Origin of the sequence: Cupriavidus sp. UME77 (genome assembly GCF_014170355.1) — a bacterium.
Taxonomy (GTDB): Bacteria; Pseudomonadota; Gammaproteobacteria; order Burkholderiales; family Burkholderiaceae; genus Cupriavidus; species Cupriavidus basilensis.
In genome coordinates, this window is sequence record NZ_LZZU01000080.1 from 91,974 (window position 1) to 116,280 (window position 24,307).

Annotated in this window: 19 protein-coding genes; 9 read left to right on the top strand and 10 right to left on the bottom strand. The window is 66.1% G+C overall.

From position 1 onward, the window contains the following. Positions 1–30 precede the first annotated feature (30 nt). The 3 genes from A9975_RS31195 to A9975_RS31205 form a co-directional block, all read right to left on the bottom strand. Positions 31–990: an alpha/beta hydrolase gene (locus A9975_RS31195; RefSeq protein WP_183036109.1), complete on the bottom strand. Its 960-nt coding sequence runs from the start codon at positions 988–990 to the stop codon at positions 31–33. Continuing rightward, positions 987–1,580, bottom strand: a complete 594-nt coding sequence (locus tag A9975_RS31200; RefSeq protein WP_183036110.1) for a VOC family protein — start codon at positions 1,578–1,580, stop codon at positions 987–989. The genes A9975_RS31195 and A9975_RS31200 overlap by 4 nt, the downstream gene beginning before the upstream one ends. An 82-nt stretch (positions 1,581–1,662) precedes the next feature. Then, positions 1,663–2,601, bottom strand: coding sequence for a fumarylacetoacetate hydrolase family protein (locus A9975_RS31205; RefSeq protein WP_183036111.1), 939 nt, complete (start codon positions 2,599–2,601; stop codon positions 1,663–1,665). A gap of 171 nt (positions 2,602–2,772) precedes the next feature. Between A9975_RS31205 and A9975_RS31210 the strand changes: the two genes are divergently transcribed. Continuing rightward, a complete protein-coding gene (locus tag A9975_RS31210) occupies positions 2,773–3,723 on the top strand; it encodes an NAD(P)-dependent oxidoreductase (protein ID WP_183036112.1) in 951 nt (316 codons plus the stop codon). Between the two features lie 51 nt (positions 3,724–3,774). On the opposite strand, the gene A9975_RS31215 is transcribed toward A9975_RS31210, so the two are convergent. Then, positions 3,775–4,248, bottom strand: a complete 474-nt coding sequence (locus A9975_RS31215; protein WP_183036113.1) for a VOC family protein — start codon at positions 4,246–4,248, stop codon at positions 3,775–3,777. A gap of 206 nt (positions 4,249–4,454) precedes the next feature. On the opposite strand from A9975_RS31215, the gene A9975_RS31220 reads away from it, so the two are divergent. Then, complete coding sequence (locus A9975_RS31220) at positions 4,455–5,162, top strand: GntR family transcriptional regulator (RefSeq protein WP_220810954.1); 708 nt, start codon at positions 4,455–4,457, stop codon at positions 5,160–5,162. Positions 5,163–5,264: 102 nt separating this feature from the next. Here A9975_RS31220 and A9975_RS31225 read toward each other — a convergent pair whose 3' ends face one another. Next, a complete protein-coding gene (locus A9975_RS31225; RefSeq protein ID WP_183036114.1) occupies positions 5,265–6,404 on the bottom strand; it encodes a porin in 1,140 nt (379 codons plus the stop codon). Positions 6,405–7,014: 610 nt separating this feature from the next. On the opposite strand from A9975_RS31225, the gene A9975_RS31230 reads away from it, so the two are divergent. Then, a complete protein-coding gene (locus A9975_RS31230; RefSeq protein WP_255504131.1) occupies positions 7,015–8,082 on the top strand; it encodes a porin in 1,068 nt (355 codons plus the stop codon). A 113-nt stretch (positions 8,083–8,195) separates the two neighbouring features. Continuing rightward, positions 8,196–10,013 carry a hypothetical protein gene (locus tag A9975_RS31235; protein WP_183036115.1) on the top strand — a complete coding sequence of 606 codons (1,818 nt, stop codon included), beginning with the start codon at positions 8,196–8,198 and terminating at the stop codon, positions 10,011–10,013. A gap of 117 nt (positions 10,014–10,130) precedes the next feature. Here the strand turns inward: A9975_RS31235 and A9975_RS31240 are convergent, their stop codons facing one another. After that, positions 10,131–11,147, bottom strand: coding sequence for a class 1 fructose-bisphosphatase (locus A9975_RS31240; protein WP_183036116.1), 1,017 nt, complete (start codon positions 11,145–11,147; stop codon positions 10,131–10,133). Between the two features lie 134 nt (positions 11,148–11,281). Continuing rightward, positions 11,282–13,981: an aminopeptidase N gene (pepN, locus tag A9975_RS31245; RefSeq protein ID WP_183036117.1), complete on the bottom strand. Its 2,700-nt coding sequence runs from the start codon at positions 13,979–13,981 to the stop codon at positions 11,282–11,284. 330 nt (positions 13,982–14,311) lie between these two features. On the opposite strand from pepN, the gene A9975_RS31250 reads away from it, so the two are divergent. Both A9975_RS31250 and A9975_RS31255 read left to right on the top strand, forming a co-directional pair. Beyond that, positions 14,312–14,938: a DUF4136 domain-containing protein gene (locus A9975_RS31250; RefSeq protein WP_255504133.1), complete on the top strand. Its 627-nt coding sequence runs from the start codon at positions 14,312–14,314 to the stop codon at positions 14,936–14,938. Between the two features lie 284 nt (positions 14,939–15,222). After that, the gene (locus A9975_RS31255) at positions 15,223–17,544 is read left to right on the top strand and encodes an NADP-dependent malic enzyme (RefSeq protein ID WP_183036119.1); all 2,322 of its coding nucleotides are present in this window, start codon (positions 15,223–15,225) and stop codon (positions 17,542–17,544) included. Positions 17,545–17,684: 140 nt separating this feature from the next. Here A9975_RS31255 and A9975_RS31260 read toward each other — a convergent pair whose 3' ends face one another. Next, on the bottom strand, positions 17,685–17,930 hold the full coding sequence (locus A9975_RS31260) for a hypothetical protein (protein ID WP_043344643.1): 246 nt from the start codon (positions 17,928–17,930) through the stop codon (positions 17,685–17,687). A 299-nt stretch (positions 17,931–18,229) separates the two neighbouring features. On the opposite strand from A9975_RS31260, the gene A9975_RS31265 reads away from it, so the two are divergent. Then, a complete protein-coding gene (locus A9975_RS31265; protein ID WP_183036120.1) occupies positions 18,230–19,342 on the top strand; it encodes an aromatic ring-hydroxylating dioxygenase subunit alpha in 1,113 nt (370 codons plus the stop codon). Positions 19,343–19,389: 47 nt separating this feature from the next. Here A9975_RS31265 and A9975_RS31270 read toward each other — a convergent pair whose 3' ends face one another. Beyond that, positions 19,390–20,949 (bottom strand): MFS transporter, encoded by a 1,560-nt coding sequence (locus A9975_RS31270; protein ID WP_183036121.1) that lies wholly within the window; start codon positions 20,947–20,949, stop codon positions 19,390–19,392. 150 nt (positions 20,950–21,099) lie between these two features. On the opposite strand from A9975_RS31270, the gene A9975_RS31275 reads away from it, so the two are divergent. Beyond that, positions 21,100–21,981, top strand: a complete 882-nt coding sequence (locus tag A9975_RS31275; protein ID WP_183036122.1) for a LysR family transcriptional regulator — start codon at positions 21,100–21,102, stop codon at positions 21,979–21,981. A gap of 23 nt (positions 21,982–22,004) precedes the next feature. On the opposite strand, the gene A9975_RS31280 is transcribed toward A9975_RS31275, so the two are convergent. Then, complete coding sequence (locus A9975_RS31280) at positions 22,005–23,198, bottom strand: MFS transporter (protein WP_220810955.1); 1,194 nt, start codon at positions 23,196–23,198, stop codon at positions 22,005–22,007. A gap of 183 nt (positions 23,199–23,381) precedes the next feature. On the opposite strand from A9975_RS31280, the gene A9975_RS31285 reads away from it, so the two are divergent. After that, entirely contained in the window at positions 23,382–24,275 is an 894-nt protein-coding gene (locus A9975_RS31285; protein WP_183036124.1) for a LysR family transcriptional regulator, read from the top strand. Positions 24,276–24,307: the final 32 nt, after the last annotated feature.

Genomic DNA, 24,307 nt, shown 5'->3' on the forward strand with positions numbered 1-24,307 from the left:
TCCTGTCTTGTTGTTTGTTATTTCTGTTTGTTATTTCGAGGCGGCGCGTTGCGTGACGACGGATGCGATGAAGTCGCTCAGCGCATCGGCCAGCGCGGTATCCGCGCTGCCGAGATGCGCCACCACGGAGGTATGGTTGTGGTGCGGCACCTGGACCACGCGCGGCGCGCGCCGCTGCGCCTCGGCGACGCGCGCGGCGTATTGCAGGGCGTAGAGGTCGAGGTAGGGGTTCTCATGCTCGGCGAACACCACCATCAGCGGCACCGCGAGCCGCTGCGCAAACGCCATCGGCGCGCGTTGCTGTTGCTGCGCGCTGTCCGCGCCGTAGTAGGCGATGACGCCGCCGGCGTTGGGATTGTCCGGCAACGTGTCGGCCTGCAGGCGCGCGCTGACCAGCACCGCGCCAGCTACGCCCGCGGCCTCGCCATCGAACAGCGGATCGCTCAATGCGCTGGCCACGTGGCTGCCGCCGGCCGAATGGCCGATTAGCACGATGCGCCGCGCGTCACCGCCGTAGGCGCCCACCGACGCGCGCAGCCATGCCAGCGCCGCCACCACATCCTGCGCGCCGGCGGGATAGGGCGCCTGCGGCGCAAGCCGGTATTCCAGGTTCACGCCGACATAGCCCAGCCGTGCGAACAGGCGCGGCACGTTGGCGTAGATGTAGGGGCTGGCGTCCTTGTTGCCACGCAGGAAGGCGCCGCCGTGCACGAACACCACCACGGGCAGCGCGCTGGCCGGCGTGGCATCGGGCGGCAGGTAAAGATCGAGCTGCTGGCGGGGATCGCTGCCGTAGGCCAGGCCGTCCACGCGCCGTACGCTATCGGCGGGCAGTGCCGCGTGGACGGCGTCATAGATCTCGCAGACCTGCTTGCGGTTGCCCTGGATATCGCGCGCCCAGTCACGTCCCAGCGCGCGCATGGCATCGCGCTGCGCGGGCGACAGGCCTGGCAGGCCCTGGCCACCCGGCGGGCTGGCACCCTGGCTCATGGCGCGTTCCCGGCTTGCGGGTCCGCGGGCTGCTCTTCGTCCTTGGCCGGTTGCTTGCCATGCTTGGCGGCGAGCATGGCGGCGGGTGGGGTCACGACGAAGTGCGCCAGGCGATGGCGGTCGAAGGATTCGAGGTTGCGTTCCCAGGTTTGCGGCGCGTGTTCGGTGCCGGTGGCGATGCGCTCCATGTCGGTGTAGATCTCGACGTTGTTGCCGTCCGGGTCCTTGAACACCAGGAACCAGTTGCCGCCCGGCCCATGCTGGCCGATGCCGCGCTCGATCACCACGCCGTGGCTGCGCGCCACGTCCACCGCGCGCTTCATCTCGTCCAGGGACTCCACGTAGTAGGAGAAATGCTCCAGGCCCGGGCGCGTGTAGCGCGGCAGGTCGTCGCGCTCGGCGCTGTCCTCGGGCAGGCGCGAGAGCGCCAAGTCGTGGTGGTCCTCGCCGGCGCGCAGGAACACCATCTGGTCGGCGATGCGGTCCGAGACCTTGAGGCCCATCACTTCCGTATAGAAGCGGGTGGATCGTTCCAGGTCGCGCACCATCAGCACCAGGTGGCCCAGCTTGCGGGTACGTATCGGGTTCATGCCAGTCTCCTCCAGGTCGCCGTGGCGATGCGTGTGGGCGCAGTGTGCCTGCGCCGCGCGCGCATTGCCACGGCGGTGGTGTTCAACGCGCCGCCAGCGCCTCTAGCGCCACTGCGTTCTCGATCGAGCCAATGCCTTCGACCCAGGCCACCATGTTGTCGCCGGGTTTCAGGAACACGCCGCGCCCCATGCCGACGCCATCCGGCGTGCCGGTGGCGATCAGGTCACCCGGCTGCAGCGTCAGGATGCGTGACAGGTAGGCGATCTGCTCGGCCACGGAGAAGATCATTTGGGAGGTATTGCCGTCCTGCATGGTTTCACCGTTCACGGTTAGCGACATGCGCAGGTTCTGCGGGTCGGCGATGCAGCCCGCCGGCACCACCCACGGGCCCATGGGGCCGAAGGTATCGAAGCTCTTGCCGCGGAACCAGTCGTGGGTGAAGGGATAGTCGGTGCGGCGGTTGAGGTCGCGCGCGCTGATGTCGTTGAACACGGTATAGCCGGCGATGACCGATAGCGCGTCTTCCACCGAAACGTGGCGGCAGCGCTGGCCGATCACCACGCCAAGTTCCACTTCCCAGTCGAGCCTGGCCGTTTCCGGCGGCATCAGCACGGTCGCGCCGGTGGGGATCACGCTGGTTTCCGCCTTCATGAAGGCATAAGGCTGGCTCTCGCTGCGCGCTGCCAGCTTGGTGCCCATCTCGTCGGCGTGGTCGTAGAAGTTCGACGCCACGCCAAAGATGCGGCCCGGCTGGTAGGGCACGGCGTAGGTGGCGGCCGCATCCACGGCGGCGAGCTTGCCGCTGGTTGCCAGTTGTGCCGCGCGGCTGGCCATGTCGGCCAGCAATGGTGCGTGTTGTGCCCACTGGGCAAACACCTGGTTCATGTCGCCGAGCAGGCTGGCGGGATCGACCTCGCACGCACGTCCAAGCGCGGCCAGGTCATACAGGGTATCTGCGACTACCAGGCCGGCGCGCTTGTTGCCGGCGAGTTCGTAGGTTGCGAGGCTGTGCCAGTTCACCTTGTCTCCTTGTCATTTGTGTTCAGGGTGACGGAATGCATCGTTTTTCATTGCCATGCAATTTCGTCTATGTGAATACTTTAAGTGTTATGTGTATACACGTCAACGCCTTCGTGATAATTTTGTTCAACACCGCTTCCAGGCGGATTCGATGACGGAGGAGAAAGGAAGATGGCTAGCGGATTGCATGGCAAACAGCAGGTACTGGTGTTGACGCGGCTGGCGCTGGACGCCGCGTGGCTGGCGGCGCAGGCGCCGCGCTATCGCTTCATGGCGTGGAGCGAGGCCGACGATGGTGCGCGTGCCGGCGCGCGCGCCGTGCTGACCAACGGCTCGACCGGCTTGTCGGCCGCGGAGCTGGCGGCGCTGCCGGCGCTGGAGCTGGTGGCGAGTTTCGGTGCTGGCTACGAGAACATCGACCTGGCCGCGGCAAGGGCGCGCGGCGTGCGCGTGTGCCATGCCCCCGACACCAATAGCCAGGTAGTGGCCGACCACGCGCTCACCCTGATGCTGGCGCTGTCGCGCGGGATTGCCGCGCTCGATCGTGGCGTCAAGTCAGGCCAGTGGGAAAGCCTGCGCGCGCCGCGCCCGGGCGTGCGCGGCAAGACGCTGGGCATCGTCGGGCTGGGCAATATCGGCGGCAAGCTGGCCGTGCTGGCGCAGGCCATGGGCATGCAGGTGGCCTACCTGCGGCGCAGCGCGCCGGCCGCAGGGGACTACACGCCGTATGCCGATCCGATCGCGTTGGCGGCCGCAAGCGATGTGCTCGCGCTGACCTGTCCGGGCGGCGCGGCCACGCATCATCTGGTCGACGCAGCGGTGCTGCGCGCGCTGGGGCCGCGCGGCCTGCTGGTGAACGTGGCGCGCGGCAGCGTGGTGGATACGGTAGCGCTGGTCGACGCGCTGGCGCGCGGGGAAATCGCCGGTGCCGCGCTCGATGTCATCGAGACGGAGCCATTGGTGCCGGCGGCCTTGCGTGAGATGGACCAGGTCATTCTGACGCCGCACCTGGCCGGCCGCTCCCCCGAAACACGGGTGGCGCAGCACACGGCGCTGGCGGGCAATCTGGATGGATGGTTCCTGCGAGGCGAGCCGGTACATCCGGTGGCATTGTCAGCCTGAACGCGTCCCCGCGGCGCGGGGACGCAAACGTCGAAGGTTGCGGCGAGGCGCTTACAGGCCTTCGCGATCCGCCTTGAGGTCCGGGTTGCGCAGCGCCGGGCCGGCGTCGCCGCCGCTGCCTTCCTTGGACGCGCCGCCCCAGCCGTGATCGGTCAGGTCGATAATGATGTCATGCGGGTCGCGGTACTTCACCTCGTAGAAGATGTTGCCCTTGACCGGCACTTCGCCCATGTAATAGCGGCCGCCCGCTTCTTCCACGGTCTTGCGCGCCTGGGCGATGTCGTCGACCCACACGCCGATGTGGTGCAGGCCGATGAAGTCCTTGCCGCGCTCCTCTCCGGCCGCCTCGTCGCTTTTGTAGTTCAACAGCGCAATGCTCATGGTCCCGTCCGTCAGGTAGACGCCGCGCGCGAGCGAGGAGTCGGTCTCGCCGACTTTGCGAAAGCCGAATGCCTTTTGGTAGAACTCGGCCGCGGCCCAGGGATCGGGGACGGACAGGGCGATGTGGCGCAGTTTGCTGGTCATGTTTGTGCTCCTCGTTTGGCGATTGATTATCGGCACGGCGTCATTGCCGTTAGTCAATATGTATACACGCAATGAAAAGTGTATTCAATAGATGTGATCGAGAACATTTTTGGTGCGCCTTGATAAGGTGAAGGGTGCGCCGCGTATAATTGCGCCCATATCCGGGGCAATGGCTGCTTTGCGATGCCCCAAACCGGGGGCTTGCCATGCCGAACGCTTCGATCAAGGACCAGGACACAAGGACAACAGTGACCACCATTGCCGCCCAAATCAGCCAGAAGCTTGCCGATGAAATCATCGCTGGCACCTTGCCCCCCGGCGAGAGGCTCGAGGAACCCGCGCTGGCGGAGCGCTTCCAGGTGTCGCGCACGCCGGTGCGCGAGGCGCTGCGCCTGCTGGACGCGCGCGGGCTGATCGAGCTCGTGCCGCGGCGCGGCGGCGTGGTGGCCAATGTGGGCGCCGCGCAGCTGGCCGATATGCTGGAGGCGCTGTGCGAGCTGGAGTCGCTGTGCTGCCGCATCGCCACGCAGCGCATGAGCGCCATGCAGCGCCGCCAGCTGGAGCTGCTGCACGAGCAGACCGAGGCCGTGGGCGAGCGCCGCGATGTGCAGGCGTACCTGGAGCTCAACCACCGCTTCCACCAACTGATCTGCCAGGGCACGCAGAACGAGACGCTGATGGCCGCGGTCGAGAACCTGCGCGACCGGCTGGCACCGTTTCGTGCCGCGCAGTCCGGCGTGGAGCGCCGCTTCGAGACCTCGCACCGGGAGCACCAGAAGATCGTCGAGGCGATTCTCGCGGGCCAGCCGGAGGAGGCCTACCTGGCGATGCGCAGCCACACGACGCGCCTCACGCTCAATGTGATGGAGCTGATCGAGGCGCAGCGCGCCGACGGTGCGGCCAAGCGCAACTAGGCACATCCAGGCCAGCACCAAAGGCAGCAGAAAGGGCAGCAGAAAGGGCGCACCGCATCGTGCGCCCTTTCTTTATGCAAGACGGCCGTGCGCGGCCTTGCCTCAGAACTTATGCGTGATCCCCAGCCCCACGCCGGTGGCGGAGTCGCCTGGTTTCAGGCCGGGCACAGAATTGCCGGAGAGGTTGTAGCGCGCCGTCGCGTGGTTCACCAGGCGCGTCCATGCCGCCCACAGTTCGGTCCGCTTCGACAGCGTGTACCCGTAGCCCAGCGAAACCTGCCAGGCGCCGGAAGCCGTGCCCGGCAGGCCGATGCCGCCTACCGCCGCCGTGCTGCTGCCGTGGGCGTTGCCGCCCGAGGTGTACGACGCGCGGAACTCATGCGCGCCGATGGCATGCGTGGCCGCGACCTGCCACGCATCGCGCCGCACGGATTGGCCCGGCGCCGGTTCGTAGGAGAGCCGTTCGTAGGCGCCGCGCAGCTTGGTGCAGCCAAAGGCGTACACCACGCCGAGCCGGTCCGCGTGGTCGCGCGAGCCGTTGTAGAAGTAGTCGCCGTGATATTCGTGCCCCCACGCCACATACCAGCTCTTGTCCTCATAGGACAGCAGGCCGGACCAGGCGATCGGGTTGGTGGTGGGGGTGCGGTCCTCGGGCATCGACAGGGCCAGCCGTCCGGAGACACCGCCCCAGTGTGGCGTGCTGTATTGCACCAGGTTTTTCTGGCGACGGTCGAACGATTCCGGCGCGGCGCCGTTGGCGCCCGTGGTGAAGCCGTTGCCCATGATGGAGTTCGAGGCAAAGATGCCCGCGGTAAACGGGTCCACCTTGTACACGGAGACGTAGCGCAGCGGCATTTCCCACTGCCCCATCAGGATCTGGCCCCACGGGCTGCGCAAGCCTACGCCGGTATTGCGGTCACCGATCTGCGACGTGCCGGTGCCATCCATGCGCAGGTTGGTCTCGATCTGGAAGAAGGCCTCCAGCCCGCCGCCGAGCGACTCGCGGCCGCGAAAACCCAGCACTGACAGATCGTTCGACAGGCGCGACACCGAAGCGGTACGGCCGTTGCCCGAGAGCCGCACCTGTTCCACGTTTTCCTTGATGAAGCCGTAGATCTGCACGCTGTCGCTCTGTGCCCGGGCGAGCTCGGGAAACGCACCGGCAAGGGCGGCCAGCGCGGGCAGGGCGGCGAAACGAGAGATGGCGCGCGCGGCGCGCCGGCCAGGGCAGGGCGTGGTCATGGTGTCTCCTTATTGTTGAGGTACAAATACTATCCGTTTGTAAACATACCGTAATATATGTATACACTTAGTGGAAAGTGAGTGCAAAAGAGATAAAAGTGTGCCGTGAGGCGCATAGTTCGCGCGTGGCGCTATCGACGCGATGACGGCGGCATGGCTGTGGGCAGGGCTGTGGCACGTGAGAAGAGAAAAGAAAGAGAGGAAAGAGAAAGGAGAGGGCGAAGCAGGCAGGGGAGCAAGCCGGCAGATCAGCGTTTGCGCCGGACCCGGGCGAGTGTCATTCGCACTCGCCGGAGTGCGCCGGCGTAACGTCGTTTTTTCAGCGTAAACGAGGCTGTTTTCTCATCGCATGAGGGCGGTGCGGAGGCGCTCGTTCCGCAGTTTCCGGCCATAAATTTACGGCATCCCGGAGGCGGAATATTTCATTTTCGCCGCATGCCAGCCCTCTCCATACTGCGGCTGAACACTGCGCAAGAAAGGCCCCGAACAAGCGGGTCGCGCATGACCAGGGCACCGGCAAGAGCCAGCCGGTGCAGCCAGCGCGCATGCACGCATGCACATAGGCAAGTGCAGCGCGACGGCCAACCACAAAAGAGGAAGAGGAGAGGAAATGAGAAGAGCTGACAAGGTGTCGTATGCCCGGGCCGTGGTGTCCTGCGCGCTGGCGATGGGGGGCGCGCAGGTCTGTGCCGAGGAGTCCTGGGTCCGGCTGTCAGGCTTCGTCGACATCAGCGTGGAGCGCCTCGCGCAGTCGGGCAAGGGGGGCTCGGTGTATCGCGTGTCCAGCGGCCAATTGAGCTCGTCGCGAATCAACTTCAGCGGGCAGGAAGTGCTCAGCAGCGACCTGAAGGCCATCTTCACCTACGAGCCGCAATTCTCGGCCGATACCGGCACGGCGGCGGCGCAGGCGCGCCAGTCATTCGTCGGGCTGCACAGCAATAATTTCGGCGTGCTGACCATGGGCCGCCAGAACACGCCGTCATACTGGATCGCCGGCTATGCCGACCCGAGCTTTTCGGCCGACTACAGCATGGTCAGCAACATGCAGTTCTTCTACGCGGCCTACCGCGTTGACAATGCGATCCAGTACAACACGCCGCGTTTCTACGGCTTCATGGGGCGCTTCATGGTGACCACCGGCCTGGAGGACACCACTCGCGCCGGCCGCTACCTCAGTACCGGCATCGAGTACCGCGACGACAAGCTCTACGCGGGCTTCGTCAGCGACCTGCGCTACACGCGCAATATCAACAACGCCGGCAGCGTGCCTTCGGCGCGCGACAACTACGCCTCGCTGGCCTACAAGTTCGGCGATTTCGAGCCGACGCTGGTTTACCACACCTACAACGGCTACTACGCGTATCCGCCCTATGCGGACTTCCAGTCCAAAGGCTGGGATATCCAGATCGGCGCGCGCTACAGGCTCAACCCGTCGAACCGTTTCTACGCCAGCTTCGTCCATCGCAAGGACGACAACAACACCAAGCTGTCGGACGCCAACGGCTTCGTGCTGGGCTACATCTACAGCCTGTCCAAGCGCAGCGAGATCTACGCCACGTACGCCCACGTGCAGCACAAGCATGACAGCCCGATCCGCTATCCGGTCACGTTCTCGGCCTCGCCTACCAGCCAGCAGAACCCGTCCGGCGTGGCCATCGGCATTCGCCACGCGTTTTGAGCGCCCGGCCTGGACAGGGTGGCCAGGACCGTGCCGCAGTCCGCCGGGGTGCGCCCTGCGATGCGCGCAGACCGCGGCGGGCGAGGAAATTGTTGATACAAAAGGAGGAAGCCATGCTTCGAATCAGAACGTTCAGATCAGTCCTGGCAACAGGTACAGCTTCGGCAGCCATCTTCATGATGGCCTGCGCAAACGCGGACACCGTGCCGGCTACGGCGGCGCCTGGGGCCTCCGCAACGCAGGGAACGCCGGCAACACCGGGCACGCCCAATGTTCAGGATCCCTATCTCGCCGCCTGGCTGCGGCTGACACCCGATCGCTCGCCCGCGCCGCTCAAGCCCGGTGTCGACTACGGGATGGATCCGGCCACCGGACAGTTCGTCTGGCCGAAAGCGACGCCCGAAGTGCACCAGGGCCAGCGCTTCCCCGGTGAAATGACCACATGGGACAAGAAGAGCTTTGCCAAGAACGTGGAGGTCCTGGCCTTCTATCCTGCCGTTGGCTCACCCTTCCATGCCTGGAACAACATCGCCGACTTCGAGGGGCGCCGTTACCTCTATATTCATGACCGGGACTATCTGCGGATCATGGACATCACCGATCCCGCCCATGGCAAGGTGGTCTATTCCAAGGGCGGTGTCTGGGGACCGAAAGGGTCGAGCGAGAAATACGATCCGCGCAACGTCGACGACTACCTGGGCGGCGCGACCATTGCCTGGAGCAAGACATTGGGCAAGCCGGTGCTCGTCGCGTCGTTTGAGATTGGACGCTATGGCCTGATGACTGACAAGACCCAGCAGCCGGACCAGGTCGCGGCGCAGCGTCGCTACAATTCGCTGAAAGGGTTCAAGGTCTTTGCCATGGATGGTCCGCTGCCAAGCCAGTGGCGGCTGCTGGCAACCCGCACCACCGACTACAAGCACCCCGATGCGCCGATCGGGCAACAGCAGGGGTCCGGGTCGCTGGATTCGCCTGAATACCATGGCGGCAAGTACATGATCCTGGCGTCGGCGCCGGATGACACGTACGGCCTGACCGAGTATCCCAATTATCTTTACTCGCCCGGTTATCAGGTCTGGGACATGTCCGATCCCGCGAATCCGACCTTTGTTTCCCAGATCTCGGTGCCGGGGCAGATCCTCGGCAATGAAGCCCATGAGCAGGCTTACCTGATGAATCAACGGGCCGGCAACCGTACCTCGTGGATGGGAGCGCGCATTCCAATCTTCCTGCCCAAGCCATTGGAGGACGGTGGCAAGATCGGCTTTGGCGCGATGGGTGGCCTCGGTCTCTATTCGTTCGACCTTTCCGACCCGGCAAAGCCAAAGGTGCTCGGCAACGTCAATACGCCGCCCAGCTTCGCTGGTACCGAGTATGACAACGCCGATGTCAGCCAGTACGCGCGCACGGGCTATGTCCTGACCGGCGGCTATCCGATGAACCGCGATTGCTATGAGCCATACAAGGACATTTTCGTCATCGACGCGCGCGATCCGTCGCACTTGAAGGTGGCCGGAAAACTGCCGCAGCCGAAGGTGCCGCAAGGGGCGTCATTCACGAGCTTCTGCCAGCGTGGCGGCAATTTCGGCCCGAAGCGCGCGAACTCCATCGGCCAGCCCGGCCAATGGCGTCAAGGCATCGTTCCCTATTCTTTCTACAATGCTGGCGTGCAGATCTTTGATGTCAGCCATCCGGAAAAGGCGACGATCGCGGGCTATTTCGTGCCTGCGCTGGCGGATGAGACGGAATTGCCGAATTACACGCTCGGCAAAGGCGTGTTCGCGATCTACACGGAGTACGACCGCAATATCATCTGGGCCTTCACCGAGAACGGTGCCTACGCGTTGTCGACGCCCCTGCTTGGCAAGCCGGTCCTGGGCGCGTCCGCTACGCCCTGGCCATCGCGCAAAGTTGCCGCACGGGCGCAATAGATGCAATAGATGCAATAGATGCAATAGATGTAATAGATGTAATAGACGTAATAGTCGCAATGAAAAAAGGGACGCCGTGGCGTCCCTTTTTCGTCGGATCGATGAAGCTGCCCGCAATCAGCCGGCCGCTTTCTCTTCCTGGTGGTAGCGGGTTGCGCGTTCCACTTCGTTCTTCGAGCCGAGGATCACCGACACGCGCTGGTGCAGCTTTTCCGGCTGGATGTTGAGAATGCGCTCATGGCCGTTGGTGGCCGCGCCGCCGGCTTGCTCGACCAGCATCGCCATGGGATTGGCTTCGTACATCAGGCGCAGCTTGCCGGGTTTTTCCGGCTCGCGCTTGTCCCACGGGTACATGAAGATGCCGCCGCGCGTGAGGATGCGGTGTACGTCGGCCACCATCGAGGCGATCCAGCGCATATTGAAGTTCTTGCCGCGCGGGCCTTCGTCGCCGGCCAGGCATTCGTCGATATAGCGGCGCACGGGCGGGGCCCAGTGGCGCATGTTGGACATGTTGATCGCGAATTCCTTGGTGTCTTCCGGGATCATCACGTCGGATTGCGTCAGCACAAAGCTGCCGGCTTCGCGGTCCAGCGTGAACATGTGCACGCCGTTGCCGACCGTCAGCACCAGCGTGGTCTGCGGGCCGTACACGGCGTAGCCGGCGGCGACCTGGCGGCTGCCGGGCTGCATGAAGTCGGCCTCGGTCACGGTCTGGCCCGGCTTGGGCATGTGCAGTACCGAGAAGATGGTGCCGATCGACACGTTCACGTCGATGTTGGACGAGCCGTCAAGCGGATCGAACAGCAGCAGGTATTCGCCCTTGGGATAGCGGTTCGGGATCTCGTAGAAGCTGTCCATTTCCTCGGACGCCATGGCGGCGAGGTGGCCGCCCCACTCATTGGCGTCGAGCAGGACTTCGTTGGCGATCACATCCAGCTTTTGCTGGGTCTCGCCTTGCACGTTGCCGGTGCCGGCCGAGCCGAGGATGCCGGCGAGGGCGCCCTTGCTGACGGAGTTGGAAATGGCCTTGCAGGCGCGCGCCACGACTTCGATCAGGAGCCGCAGTTCGGGCTCGATCGTGTTGTGCTTGCGCTGCTCCTCGACCAGGTAGCGGGTGAGGCTGATGCGACTCATGGGGATTCTCCTTGAATGGCCGCAATTCTACATGGGCGCCAGCCCGCCAGGCCAATGCCACCGGCCTGTGGGGTACTGTCGGGCCGGCCTGGGCGCGGTGCTGCCAGCCGCGCCCAGGCCAGCCCGGCGCAGCCTTACGGCGCCAGCGCCTTGCTCACGATCTCGCGCACATCGCGGGACAGCTCGCTGGCCTGCGCCACCTGTTCCAGCGCGGCGCGCATGCGGTCGCGCAGCGGCAGGGCGTACTTCTGCCAGCGATCCATCACCCGCGCCAGGCGGGACGCCACTTGCGGGTTGATGGCGTCCAGCGCCAGCACCTGCTCGGCCCAGAAGGCGTAGCCCGAGCCATCCTCGGCATGGAACTGGGCCGGGTTGGCCGCGCAGAAGCTGAAGATCAGCGAGCGCGCGCGGTTGGGGTTGCGCAGGTTGAAGGCGGGGTGCTGCATCAGCGCGCGCACCGTGTCGATGGTGTGCTTGCCTTTGTGGCCGGCGCTTTGCGGCCCCACGGTGCCGCGCTGCGTGCCTTGCAGCGAGAACCATTTGTCGATCACCAGCGGGTCTTGCTCGAAGCGCTGGTAGAAATCGGCCAGCGCGGCCTCGCGGCCGGGGGCAAAGGTGTTGACCATGGCGCTGAGCGCGGCGAAGCGGTCCGTCATGTTGTCGGCCGCATTGTATTGCGCTTCGGCCAGCGCCTGCATGGCGGCGTCGCCGCTGTCGGCCAGGTAGCCCAGCGCCAGGTTGCGCAGCGCGCGCTTGCCGGCGGACACCGCATCGGGGCTGTAGGCGCCCGGCGTGGCGTTGGCCTCGAACGCGGCCAGCCAGTCGGCCTTGAGCGCGCGCGCCAGCGCCTCGCGCATGAACTGGCGGGCGCGGTGGATGGAGGCCGGATCGGCCACGCCCATGCGCTCGGCGAGGTAAGCCTCGGCCGGCAGCGTCAAGGCTTGCTCGCGAAAGGCGGGACTGAGCTGCTGGTCGTTGAGCACGGTGCGCAGCGCGGCCACCAGCACCGGGTCGAGCTGGAGCTCGTGGCCGGCCTGGCTCTGGGCCACCAGTTGCAGCAGCGCGCGGGTGGTCAGGCGTTGGCCGGCCTCCCAGCGGTTGAACGGATCGCTGTCGTGCGCGAGCAGGAAGGTCAGCTGCGCTTCGCTGTACTCGGCGTCGATGATGACCGGCGCGGAGAAGTCGCGCAGCAGCGACGCCAGCGGCGGCTCGGCGCCGCGCGGCAGGTTGATGAAGCGGAAGGTCTGCTCGGCCTCGGTGAAATCCAGCACGCGCGTGGTGGCGCCGGGCTGGCTTTCCCCCTCGAGCTGCAGCGCAAGGTCGGCGCCGCTGGCGTCGATCAGCCCCAGTGCAAAGGGGATATGGAAGGGCAGCTTGTCCGGCGTGCCGGGGCGCGTCTCGATGCCGACCTTGGGACACGTCTGCGACAGCGTCAGCGCCAGGGTGCCGGTGGCCGCATCCCACGCGGTGCGCACGGCGACCACCGGCGTGCCGGCCTGGCTGTACCAGCGGCCGAACTGCGTCAGGTCGCGGCCATTGGCGTCGGCCATGGCGGCGCGGAAGTCGTCGCAGGTCACGGCCTGGCCGTCGTGGCGCTGGAAGTACAGGTCCATGCCCTTGCGGAAACCGTCGCGGCCTAGCAGGGTCTGGTACATGCGCACGACCTCGGCGCCTTTCTCGTACACCGTCACCGTGTAGAAGTTGTTGATTTCCTCGTAGCTGTCGGGGCGCACCGGATGCGCCATGGGGCCGGCATCCTCGGGGAACTGTACCTGGCGCAGCATGCGCACGTCCTCGATGCGCTTGACCGCGCGCCCGGATTCGGAGCCCATCATGTCGGCCGAGAATTCCTGGTCGCGGAACACCGTCAGGCCTTCCTTGAGCGAGAGCTGGAACCAGTCGCGGCAGGTCACGCGGTTGCCGGTCCAGTTGTGGAAGTACTCATGCCCGACCACGGATTCGATATTGCCGAAATCGGCATCGGTGGCGGTCTGGGCATTGGCCAGCACGTACTTGGTGTTGAAGATGTTGAGTCCCTTGTTCTCCATCGCGCCCATGTTGAAGTCGCCCACGGCGACGATCATGAAGCGGTCGAGGTCCAGTTCCAGGCCAAAGCGCTGCTCGTCCCAGCGGATCGAGTGGATCAGCGAATCCATGGCGTGGCGGGTCTTGGGCAGGTCCTGCGGCTCCACCCAGACCTGCAGCAATTTCTCCTTGCCGGAGGCGGACAGGATCCGCTCCTCGATGCATTCCAGCTTGCCGGCCACCAGTGCGAACAGGTAGGCGGGCTTCTTGAACGGGTCTTCCCAGACAGCCTCAAAGCGGCCGCCGGGCAGCTCGCGCTCGCTGATCAGGTTGCCGTTGGACAGTAGCACCGGGTAGGCCGCGCGCTGCGCGCGCAACGTGACCCGGAAGGTCGACATCACGTCGGGGCGGTCCAGGTAATAGGTAATCTTGCGGAAGCCCTCGGCTTCGCACTGGGTAAAGAAGTTGCCGTTGGAAACGTAGAGGCCGGACAGCGACGTGTTGGCGGCCGGCTGGCAGGCGGTGACGATTTCCAGCGTGCCTTGCGCGGGCAGCTCGGGCAGCGTCAGGCTGTCGGGCGTCTGCTGCGCGCCTTCCAGCGGCTTGCCGTCGAGGCGGACCCCGACGAGCTCCAGTGCCTCGCCGGCCAGCACCAGCGGGCCGGGTGCCTGGCGCGTGAAGCGCAGGATATTGGTAACCACCGTGCGCGCCGGGTCGAGCTCGAGGGTGAGGTCGACGTGCTCAAAAGCGAAGGCCGGCGGAGTATAGTCTTTGCGATGGACGGTAACGGGCGTGTCGGTGCGCAGCATGAAGGAATCCTGTCCTCTGAGGGCCACTTGGGGCGGCAAGGTCGCCATGGTCACGGCAGGCGGGCAGGGTGGGAGCCGCTGCCGGGCCGCGTGCCACGGCACTGAAGAACCCATTGTAGCCAAGCGCGGGCGCCCCGGCTCGGGCGCGCGGCGCCGTTGGCGGATCGCGGTGGAATTCCGCCGTCCCGGCACGGTCTGAGTCACACAATGGACAACGAATCGATGAGGGGCATGATGCCGAAACGATGGCTGGCAACGCTCGGGAAGCTGGCGAAGCTTGGTAAGGATTGGGGCCGGATAGCCGGCGAAGGCTGGCGCGGCGGCCGCCTGATGGCGAGCGCGGCGCTGCTCGGCGTGGCGCTGCTGTCCGGCTGCGCCAGCACCGTCACCACGGAGGTGACGGCCTTCCGCCAGGGCGACTGGCAGAACGATCCGCCGCGCACCTATGCCTTCGATCGCGCCAGCGGCCAGGAGGCGCAGCTCGAGGACCAGACCTATGAGCAGTGGCTGGCGCAGGCGCTCTCCGGAATCGGCTTTGAGCAGGTGGCCCGGCCGCAGGCGCATTACCTGGTCAGCATGGAGTACGACAGCAACTCGCGGCTGGTGCGGATCCAGGAGACCAACTACGTCGACCCGTGGGGCCCCGGCTTTTATCCCGGCCCTTACTGGGGGCCTTATTACCGCCCCTGGGGCCCGTATGGCTGGGGTGGCCCGGGCTACTGGCCGCCGGTGACCACGGTGCGCGATGTGCCGGTCACCCAGTCCACGCTGCGCGTGTTTTTCAAGGATGCCGCCAGCGGCCGCCGGGTCTACCAGGTCACGGCGAACCACCGCGCGGAGGGGTCGTCCCTGCAGGCGGCGATGCCTTACCTGATCCGTAGCGCCTTCGTGCAGTTCCCGGCGGAGAGTGGCCGGCCAAGGCGGGTGACATTGCCGCTGGACCCGAATGACAAGTAGCAGGTGGCAAGCAACAAGCAAGCAACAAGCAAGCAACAAGCAAGGCATTGCCTGTGCGGCGGTAAAAACTGAATTGCCCGGCGAAAAGCCTCAAATCCCTGGATGCCCCAGTGGGAGGGGCTTCGCGCCGGGCTTGGGTGAGCTAGAATGACGGCTCGATTTTTCGGCCCGAGCCGCCGGAGCCCGTCTTTGAAAGCTGCAATGGAAGATTCCGGCAAGCCACGCCGGATACGACCGGCGCAGCCTCGGCGGGCACTGGCAGGGCCACTTCCTGGACGAGCATAATGACCAGCAAGACCGGCGGTGATGCACCGCAACATGCCCCCAACAGTCCTGAAGCGCAATTGCGCCTGGCCGCGCTGGAATACCACCGCAGCCCGACCAAGGGCAAGATCCAGGTAAACGCGACCAAGGCGCTGTCCAACCAGCGCGACTTGTCCCTGGCCTATTCCCCGGGCGTGGCCTACGCCTGCGAGGAGATCGCCAAGGATCCCGCGATGGCCGCCGAGTACACCTCGCGTGGCAACCTGGTGGCAGTGATCACCAACGGTACCGCCGTGCTCGGCATGGGCGATATCGGTCCTCTGGCCGGCAAGCCGGTGATGGAGGGCAAGGGCTGCCTGTTCAAGAAGTTCGCCGGCATCGACGTGTTCGACATCGAGCTCGATGCGCACGACCCGGACAAAATCGTCGAGATCGTGGCCGCGCTGGAGCCGACGATCGGCGGCGTGAACCTCGAAGACATCAAGGCGCCCGAGTGCTTCTACATCGAGAAGAAGCTGCGCGAGCGCATGAACATCCCCGTCTTCCACGATGACCAGCACGGCACCGCCATCATCTCGGGCGCGGCGCTGCTCAACGGCCTGAAGGTGGTCGGCAAGGACATCGCCAAGGTCAAGCTGGCGGTCTCCGGCGCCGGCGCCGCGGCCATCGCCTGCCTGGACACCATGGTGAGCCTGGGCGTGACCCGCTCGAACATCTCGGTGGTGGACTCCAAGGGCGTGATCTATGTGGGCCGCGACGCCAACATGGAACCCAACAAGGCGCGCTACGCGCAAGACACCTCGAACCGCACCCTGGCCGACATCGTCAATGGCGCCGACGTGTTCCTGGGCTGCTCGACCGCCGGCGTGCTGAGCGCCGAGATGGTCAAGACCATGGCCGACAAGCCCATCATCCTGGCGCTGGCCAACCCCGAGCCGGAAATCCGCCCGGAAGTGGCCAAGGCCGCGCGCCCGGACTGCATCATCGCCACCGGCCGCTCGGACTACCCGAACCAGGTCAATAACGTGCTGTGCTTCCCGTACATCTTCCGTGGCGCGCTGGATTGCGGCGCCACCAAGATCACGGAAGCCATGAAGCTGGCCTGCGTCAAGGCCATCGCCGACCTGGCCGAAGCCGAGCTGAACGACGCCGTTGCCGCCGCCTACGGTGGCCAGGAACTGAAGTTCGGCCCGGACTACATCATCCCGACGCCGTTCGACCAGCGCCTGATCGAGAAGATCGCGCCGGCGGTGGCCAAGGCCGCCGAGGAGTCCGGCGTGGCCACCCGTCCGATCAAGGACCTGGAAGCCTACCGCCAGCAGCTCACCCAGTACGTCTACCACACCGGCCTGATCATGAAGCCGGTGTTCACGGCAGCCAAGGCCGCGCCCAAGCGCGTGGTCTATGCCGAGGGCGAAGAGGAGCGCGTGCTGCGCGCGGTGCAGACCGTGGTGGACGAAGGCCTGGCCCGTCCGATCCTGATCGGCCGCCCGCACGTGATCCAGATGCGCATCGACAAGGCCGGCCTGCGCCTGAAGGCCGGCACGGACTTCGAGCTGATCAACCCGGAAGACGACCCGCGCTACCGTGCCTACCACGAGGCCTACCACGGCCTGCGCGGCCGCGACGGCGTCACGCCGGACGTGGCTAAGGTGATGCTGCGCCGCTCCAATACGCTGATCGGCACCATGCTGATGCATATGGGCGACGCCGACGCGATGCTGTGCGGCACCGTGGGCCGCTTCGAAGCCCACCTGGAGCACGTGCGGGACGTGATCGGCCTGGCGCCGGGCGCCAAGGTGTTCGCCGCGATGAACGCGCTGATGCTCGAGAAGTACACGCTGTTCATCACCGACACCTTCGTCAACGACGATCCCACCGCCGAGGAACTTGCCGCCATCACGCAGCTGGCCGCCGAGGAAATCGCGCGTTTCGGCCAGCATCCGAAGGTGGCGCTGATGTCGCACTCGATGTTCGGCTCGTCGGACCGCCCGTCGGCCAAGAAGATGCGCGCGGCCCATGAGATCCTGGCCCGCGAGGCGCCGCACCTGGAAGTGGAAGGCGAGATGCAGGGCGACGCCGCCCTGGTCGAGGACGTGCGCCGTCACTTCCTGCCGGGCACCAAGCTGGCCGGCAGCGCCAACCTGCTGGTCATGCCGACGCTGGATGCAGCCAATATCGCCTTCAACCTGCTCAAGATCACGGGCGGGCAAGGCGTCACCATTGGCCCGATCCTGCTGGGCGCGGCCAAGCCGGTGCACATTCTCAACCCGCAAGCGACCACCCGCCGCATCGTCAACATGACGGCGGTAGCGGTGGCCGAAGCCAACGCGGTGCGCTGATCCGGCGGCGCGGCCGGCTCGCCGGCCGCCGCCCAATGAAAACGGGGCTCCTCTGGAGCCCCGTTTTTTTGACCGGCTTGTGAAGCAGTTCCGCCGGCCCGGAAAACCTGTCCCGCCCTGTCCCGTTGCCGCTATTGCCGCTATTGCAGCATGTTGTACTGCTCGCGCATCACGACGATGATGGACTTGGCCGCGGCCAGCCGGGTTGGCAAATGGTCCTCCTCCTCGCGCGGGAAATCGACTTCCGCGCTCCAGTTGCAACCGGTGTGGTCAGGCTGGTGGACTCGCATGGCATGCAGTTCGCACTCGCCGCACTCCGGATTGTTGTTGAGGAACTGGTTCAGGATGGCCATCAACTCCGACCGGGTCTTTGCATCACGCCGCATGAGTCACCTCGTCCGTTGCCGTCTTGTTGCCTGGAACCTAAATCTAGGCACGCAGGCGCAAGCCCGCCAATTGAATCGCCCTATTAAGCAGCGGCTTTCGATCCCGAATTCCGGTAGTTTGTATCTATCGCACTGCAGCAAATCCATGCTGCGTCGCGGCACTTCCGAAACCAGCGGCGCCCAATCCGGTCGAACCGCCATGGCGCGGCGCGCCGCGATCCGGCGGCGAGGCTCCCAGGGCGCCAGGGCAATCTCGCGACCCCGGCGCCAGCCTCAATGCCATTCTCAAGGCAATCCCGATGCTAAAGAATCTCTGGTATGTGCTGGGCCATTCAACGGATGTGCGTGCCGAGCCAGTCATGGTGACCGCGCTTGGCCAGAAGCTGGTGCTGTTTCGCGATAGCGCTGGCCTGGCCTGCGTGCTGTCCGACGTTTGCGCGCACCGGGGGGGCTCGCTCAGCCATGGCAGCGTGGTGGCCGGCGACGTGGCGTGCCCGTACCACGGCTGGCGCTACGACGGCAACGGCATCTGCACGCATATCCCGGCCCAGCCGGGGCTGCGGGTGCCCGCCCGGGCGCGCGTGGACGCTTACCCGACGGTGGAGCGCTTTGGCTGGGTCTGGGCCTTCCTGGGCGACCTGCCGCCGGCGGAGCGGCCACCGCTGCCCGATTTGTCCTGGGCCGAGGATCCCCGTTTCCGGCTGGTGCGCGGGCATTTCGACTGGGATGCCAGCTGGGACCGCGTGATGGAGAACGGCCTGGACTTTGCCCACGCGCCATTCGTGCATGGCACGGCTTTCGGCGACCCCGCGCATCCCGAGATCGACGACTTCACGGTAGAGGCAGGCGAGTGGCAGGGCGAAGCGCGCATGCGCATGTACCGCCCACGGCGCCGTTCCTGGCTGGCGTGGCTCGCCCGCGGGGCGGACGGTGGCCGGGTGCCGGTCTACACCACGCCGGGCTACCACTTCTCCGGGCCGTGCACCACGCTGCGGCTCGAGCCCCGTCCCGGCTGGGAGATCCGCATCGTCTCGGCGCACCTGCCGGTCGACGCCAAACGCACGCGCACCCTGTGGATGATGGGCCGTACCTTCATGAAGAGCGCGCTGCTTGACGCGCGCACCCGCCGCGGCAACCTGCGCATCTTCGAGCAGGACCATGCCGTGCTGTCCCGGGTTTGCCCCCAGCACACGCCCGACGACTGGCAGGAGGAAGTGTCGGTGCGCTCGGACGGCTTGCAGATCGCTTTTCGCAAGACGCTCAAGGCGCTCGAAGCGCGCGGCTGGGAAATCGACCTGGCCCGCATGGCCAGCGAGTTCGCGGGGCGCAAGGCGTGCGCGATTCCATGCCCGGCACGGCGTGAATCGTCGGCCTGGGCCATCGCCGGCGTGCCGACCCGGGGAGGCGGCTGAGCGTACCGGGCATCCCCCTGCGTCAGGTAGCTGCCGCAGGGGGACTTCTAGGCGCAGCGGCCCGCGGGGTCGGCAGCCGCCTGACGCCCTCGTTTGCCGGGGGCGAACATCATCAGGCTGAGCAAGGCGAGGACCCAGGCACCAATCCCGCCATACAGCATCACAGAGCCAAAGCCATGGACCAGCGCCGCATGCAGCGCGGCGCCGGACGCGTCCAGCGCGGGCAGTTGCGCGAAGGCGTCACCGGGCGCATCCAGGTTGCCCGCGGCAATGCGCTGCGCCAGCGCGCGCAACTGCAACGCATCGAACGCCCCCGGAAAGGCACGCTTCAGATACGCAGAGATCCCCGCGACCAGGATGAATCCCATCAGCGCGATATTGACCGCCAGCGAGATCATCCGCGCGCTCATGTCGATGCCCGACGCCATGCCCGCGCGGCTGCTGGGGACCGAGCCGGTGGTGGTGTTGGTCACCGGCGTGTTGGTGATGCCCAGGCCGATGCCGGCCAGCAGCGAACCCGGGAGCAGGGTCAGCCAGCTTGCCTGCGCCAGGCCGCTGCCGAGCTTCATCAGCATGAAGCCCAGCCCGATCGTGAACAAGCCCAGGGGAATGACCCTGCCGGCGCCGTAGCGCAGCGCAAGCCGCTCTCCCAGCGGCGGAAACAACAGCGTGGGCAGTGTGTAAGCCAGCAAGGACAAACCGGCGGCCACGCTGCCGTAGCCCAGGCCGCCGTGGAAATAAAGCGGCAGGTAAATCATGAACGGCCAGAAGCTGAAGTTCATGCCCATGGAGCCAAGCAGCGCGCCCGAGAAGTTGCGGCTGCGGAACACCGAAACATCGAACATCGGATGCGGATTGAATGTTTCCGCAAGCAGGAAAGCGACGAAGCTGGCCACCGTCGCGGCCGTCATGCCGATTGCGGCGGCGCGGGAAACGCCGGCCTCCGGCCCCTGCGTGATCAGGTATGCCAGGCCGAAAACGGCCAGCGACAGCGTGACGATGCCCGCGATATCGAGCTTGCCCGCCTGTGGATCGCGGGACTCTTCCACGCCCGCGAAGACCAGCGCCAGGGTCAGGATGGCCAGCAGGACGTGAACCAGGAACACCCATTGCCAGCTGGATACGGCAACGATCATGCCGCCAACGATGGGCCCGAAACCCAGGCCGATCCCGAACACGATGCCCCATGCGCCAAAGGCCTTGCTGCGCTCCCTGCCTTCCTGGAACTGATGCGACAGGATCGCCACCAGGCAGATCAGCATCGCGCCGCCGGCCATGCCCTGGAGAAACCGGCTGGCAATCAGCACGGCGGCGCTTTGCGCCAGGCCGCAGATCAGGGAGGCGAGGCCGAACAAGGCAATGCCGAGGATGAACATGCGCTTGCGGCCAAAGCGGTCGGCCAGCGTGCCGGCCGCCATCAGCACCGTGGTGCAGGCGATGGTGTAGGCATTCATGATCCATTGCATGTCCCCGAAGCCGCCATGCAGGACGTGCTCAAGGGTGGGCAAAATGACCGGCACACTGGAGATCTCCAGGCCGAACATCAGCGCGGCCAGGCAGACCGCGGCCAATGCCATTTGGTTTTTACGGGAATGAGTGAGGTGCATCGATGGTGCTTTCCAGGCGAATCCGGTTGCGGGGAACGGATGGCGTCGTGCTCGACGCCGGTCTTGGCGCACATTGTGGGCGAGTCCTCGCTATGATAGAAATGATCTAATTTCTTCCAATTCATTAGCATTCATCATAAATAAGGGACCATGGATTTCGATCCGACACTGCTGCGGGCCTTTGTCGCCGTCAAGGAAACCGGCGGCTTCACGCGCGCGGCGCAGCGGCTGCACCTGACGCAGTCCGCGGTCAGCCATCAGATCCGGCGGCTCGAAGAGCAGGTGGGCCGGCCGTTGCTGTACCGTACGACGCGCACCCTGACCCTGACCGAGGACGGCAACGATTTTCTCCAGCACGCGGAGCAGATCCTGGCCTCGCTCGATGCTCTGTCGCGCCGGTTCCAGCCCTCTCCCGTTTGCGGCGTGGTGCGCTTCGGCGTGCCGGAAACCTTCCTGGGCGAGCGGCTGCCGCAACTGCTGTCGCGCTTCGCCCGGGCATTCCCCGCGGTGCGTCTCGATGTGAACGTGGGCACGTACCTGGACTTGCGCGCGATGATCAAGGCCGGCGAACTGGATCTTGCCGTGGTGTTGTCGGCGCCAGGCGGGGAGGGCGGCACGGTGTTGCAGCACACGCAGTTCGTGTGGGCCGCCGCCCAGGCCTTCGAGGTCGCACCGGGTGCGTCGTTGCCGCTCGCCTTGTCGCCCTCGCCGTGCGTCAACCGGCAGGTGGGCGTGGCGGCACTGGAGGGCACCGCCATACCGTGGCACGTGGCGTTTACGTCGCCAAGCCAGGAGGGCATCCGCACCGCGGTACTGGCGGGGCTCGGCGCCTCGGTGCAGATCCGCGGCGACCTGAAGCCAGGGATGAAGGTAGTCGATGGCCAGTACGGCTTGCCGGCCCTGCCGGCAGCGGATTTTGCGCTGATCTGGAGCGACGGCGAGAAGACGCCGGCCGCGCGCGAGTTCGGGCGGTTGCTGGTGAGCCTGCAGGCGCCGCCGCCCAAGCCTGGGCGACGGCTCAAGAATCCCTAGGGCTCGCAGCGCGGCGCGCTAGGCTACGCCGGGCCGCGCGCCGGGAACCCATGCCCGCGCGAGGCCCACGCAATCAACAGCCCTACCACCAGCAACGCAAGCAGCGCCCACGGGAACGCGCCGGCGCCGTGCGTCTCCAGCAGGACGCCGCCGACGATGCCGCCGGCCGCGATGGCGAGGTTCCAGGTGGTGACGAGCATCGATTGCGCGACATCCGCGCCGGGCCCTGCCGCCTCGGCGGATGCGGTCTGCAGCAAGGCGGGGGCGCCGCCGAAGGTCAGGCCCCAGGTCACGACGGCCAGATAGACCACGAGCGGATGGCTGCCGCCGATGGCGAGCGCCAGCGAGGCCATGGCGAACAGCGCAAGGCTTGCCAGCACCAGCACGCGCAGCATGCGGTCGATCAGCAGGCCGCTGACCCATACGCCGCCCAGCGACGCTACGCCGAACACCAGCAGCACGATATCCACCTGCCCGGCCAGCCCGGCTGGCACGAGAAAGGGCATGACATAGGTGTAGAGAATATTGTGGGCCATTACCCACAAGGCCAGTACCGCCAGGACCGGCCGCACGCCCGGGGTCGAGAATACCCGGCGCACCGGCATGTGCTTGCCCGCCGCCTGGCCTGGGTAATCCGGCGCTCTCAGCGCGACCCACGCCATCACGGCCAGCGCCAGGACCGACATCGCACCAAACGCGGCGCGCCAGCCCAGCGTGTTGCCCAGCAGCGTGCCGAACGGCATGCCCAGGCACAGGGCCAGCGGCGCGCCGACGCCGGCCACGGCCAGTGCGCGGCCCTTGAGGTGATCCGGCACCATGCGCCGCGCATAGCCCGCGAGCATGCCCCAGATCAGGCCGCCCGCCATGCCCGCCAGGAAGCGCGCCACCAGCGCCACCACGTAGCCGGGCGCCAGTGCGGTGAGCGTATTGAAGACCAGCAGCCCGGCCAGCGCGGCCAGCAGCAACGGCCGGCGGCGCCAGCCTTGCGTGGCCGCCGTGAGCGGGATGGCCGCCACCAGCGAGCCGATGGCGTAGAGGCTCACGAACTGGCCCGCGAGCGCCTCGGATACCCCCAGGCCCTCGCTGATGCGGGAGAGCATGCCGGCGGGGATGGTCTCCGTGAGCAGCGTCAGGAAGCCCGCCATGGCAAGCGCAAGCAGGGCCGGCAGCGGCAGGCGGTCCGTGCCCGCCGCCGCGGTGTTGTTCATTGTCAGCATGTTGGTTCTCATTTCTTCCCATTTCCCGGGCAACAGAATGGGGCGAGTATTGTCTGTGCGGGACTAATGAACAATGGGCTATAGTTCCAAACATATCTGACAGATCAGTCAGTAATCAAATCTGTCAGACATCGAAGCCATCGGAGCATCGGCGTCATCGAAGCCATCATCGGGAGGTCGGCAATGGATAGCCTGGGTTCGCTTGGCGTGTTCGTCAGGGCAGGGGAAGCCCGCAGCTTCACCGTGGCGGGCCAGCAGCTGGGCATTTCGTCCTCGGCGGTCAGCAAGGCAATCGTGCGGCTGGAGGCGCGCCTCGGCGTGCGGCTGTTCCATCGCTCCACCCGTAACGTCAGCCTGACCCCGGAGGGCGCCCTGTTTCTCGAGCGCTGCCGGCGCATCCTTGGCGAGGTCGAGGCGGCGGAGATGGAGCTCTCGCAGACGCAGAGCGCGCCGCGCGGCAAGCTGAGGATCAGCCTGCCGTCGATCGGCACCCCGTTCATGAACCGGCTCGCCGAGTTCAAGCGGCTTTATCCCGAGGTCGAACTGGAGATCGATTGCACGGACCGGCTGGTGGAGGTGATCGAGGAGGGCTTCGATGCGGTGATCCGCACGGGAGAGCCCAACGATTCCCGCTTGATGTCGCGCACCATCGGCTCGTTCCGGCTGGTGATGGTTGGCTCGCCAGATTATTTCCGGCGAGCGGGGCTGCCGCGCGAGCCCGAGGATCTCGCCCGCCACGACCGCCTGCTGTATCGCTACCCCAACACCGGCAAGCTGCAGCCGTGGCCGCTGTGCCGCGATGGCCAGCCGGCCGGGATCGGGGTCGAGCGGCAGGCCAGCATGGTGACCAACACGCTGGAGCCGCAGGTGTGCTTCGCCGAGCAGGGCCTGGGCATCGCCTGCGTGCCGGATATTTCCATCCGGCGCCAGCTCGACGATGGCACGCTTGTCAGCGTGCTGGACGACTACAACCAGGACCGCACGATGCTGCGGGTGCTGTGGCCGTCCAGCCGCCAGCTGTCACCCAAGCTCCGGGCCTTCGTGGACTTCATCGCCGGGAGCCTGCTTGCCGCCTGAGCACGGCGCGTTGGCGGGGGCATGAAAAAACC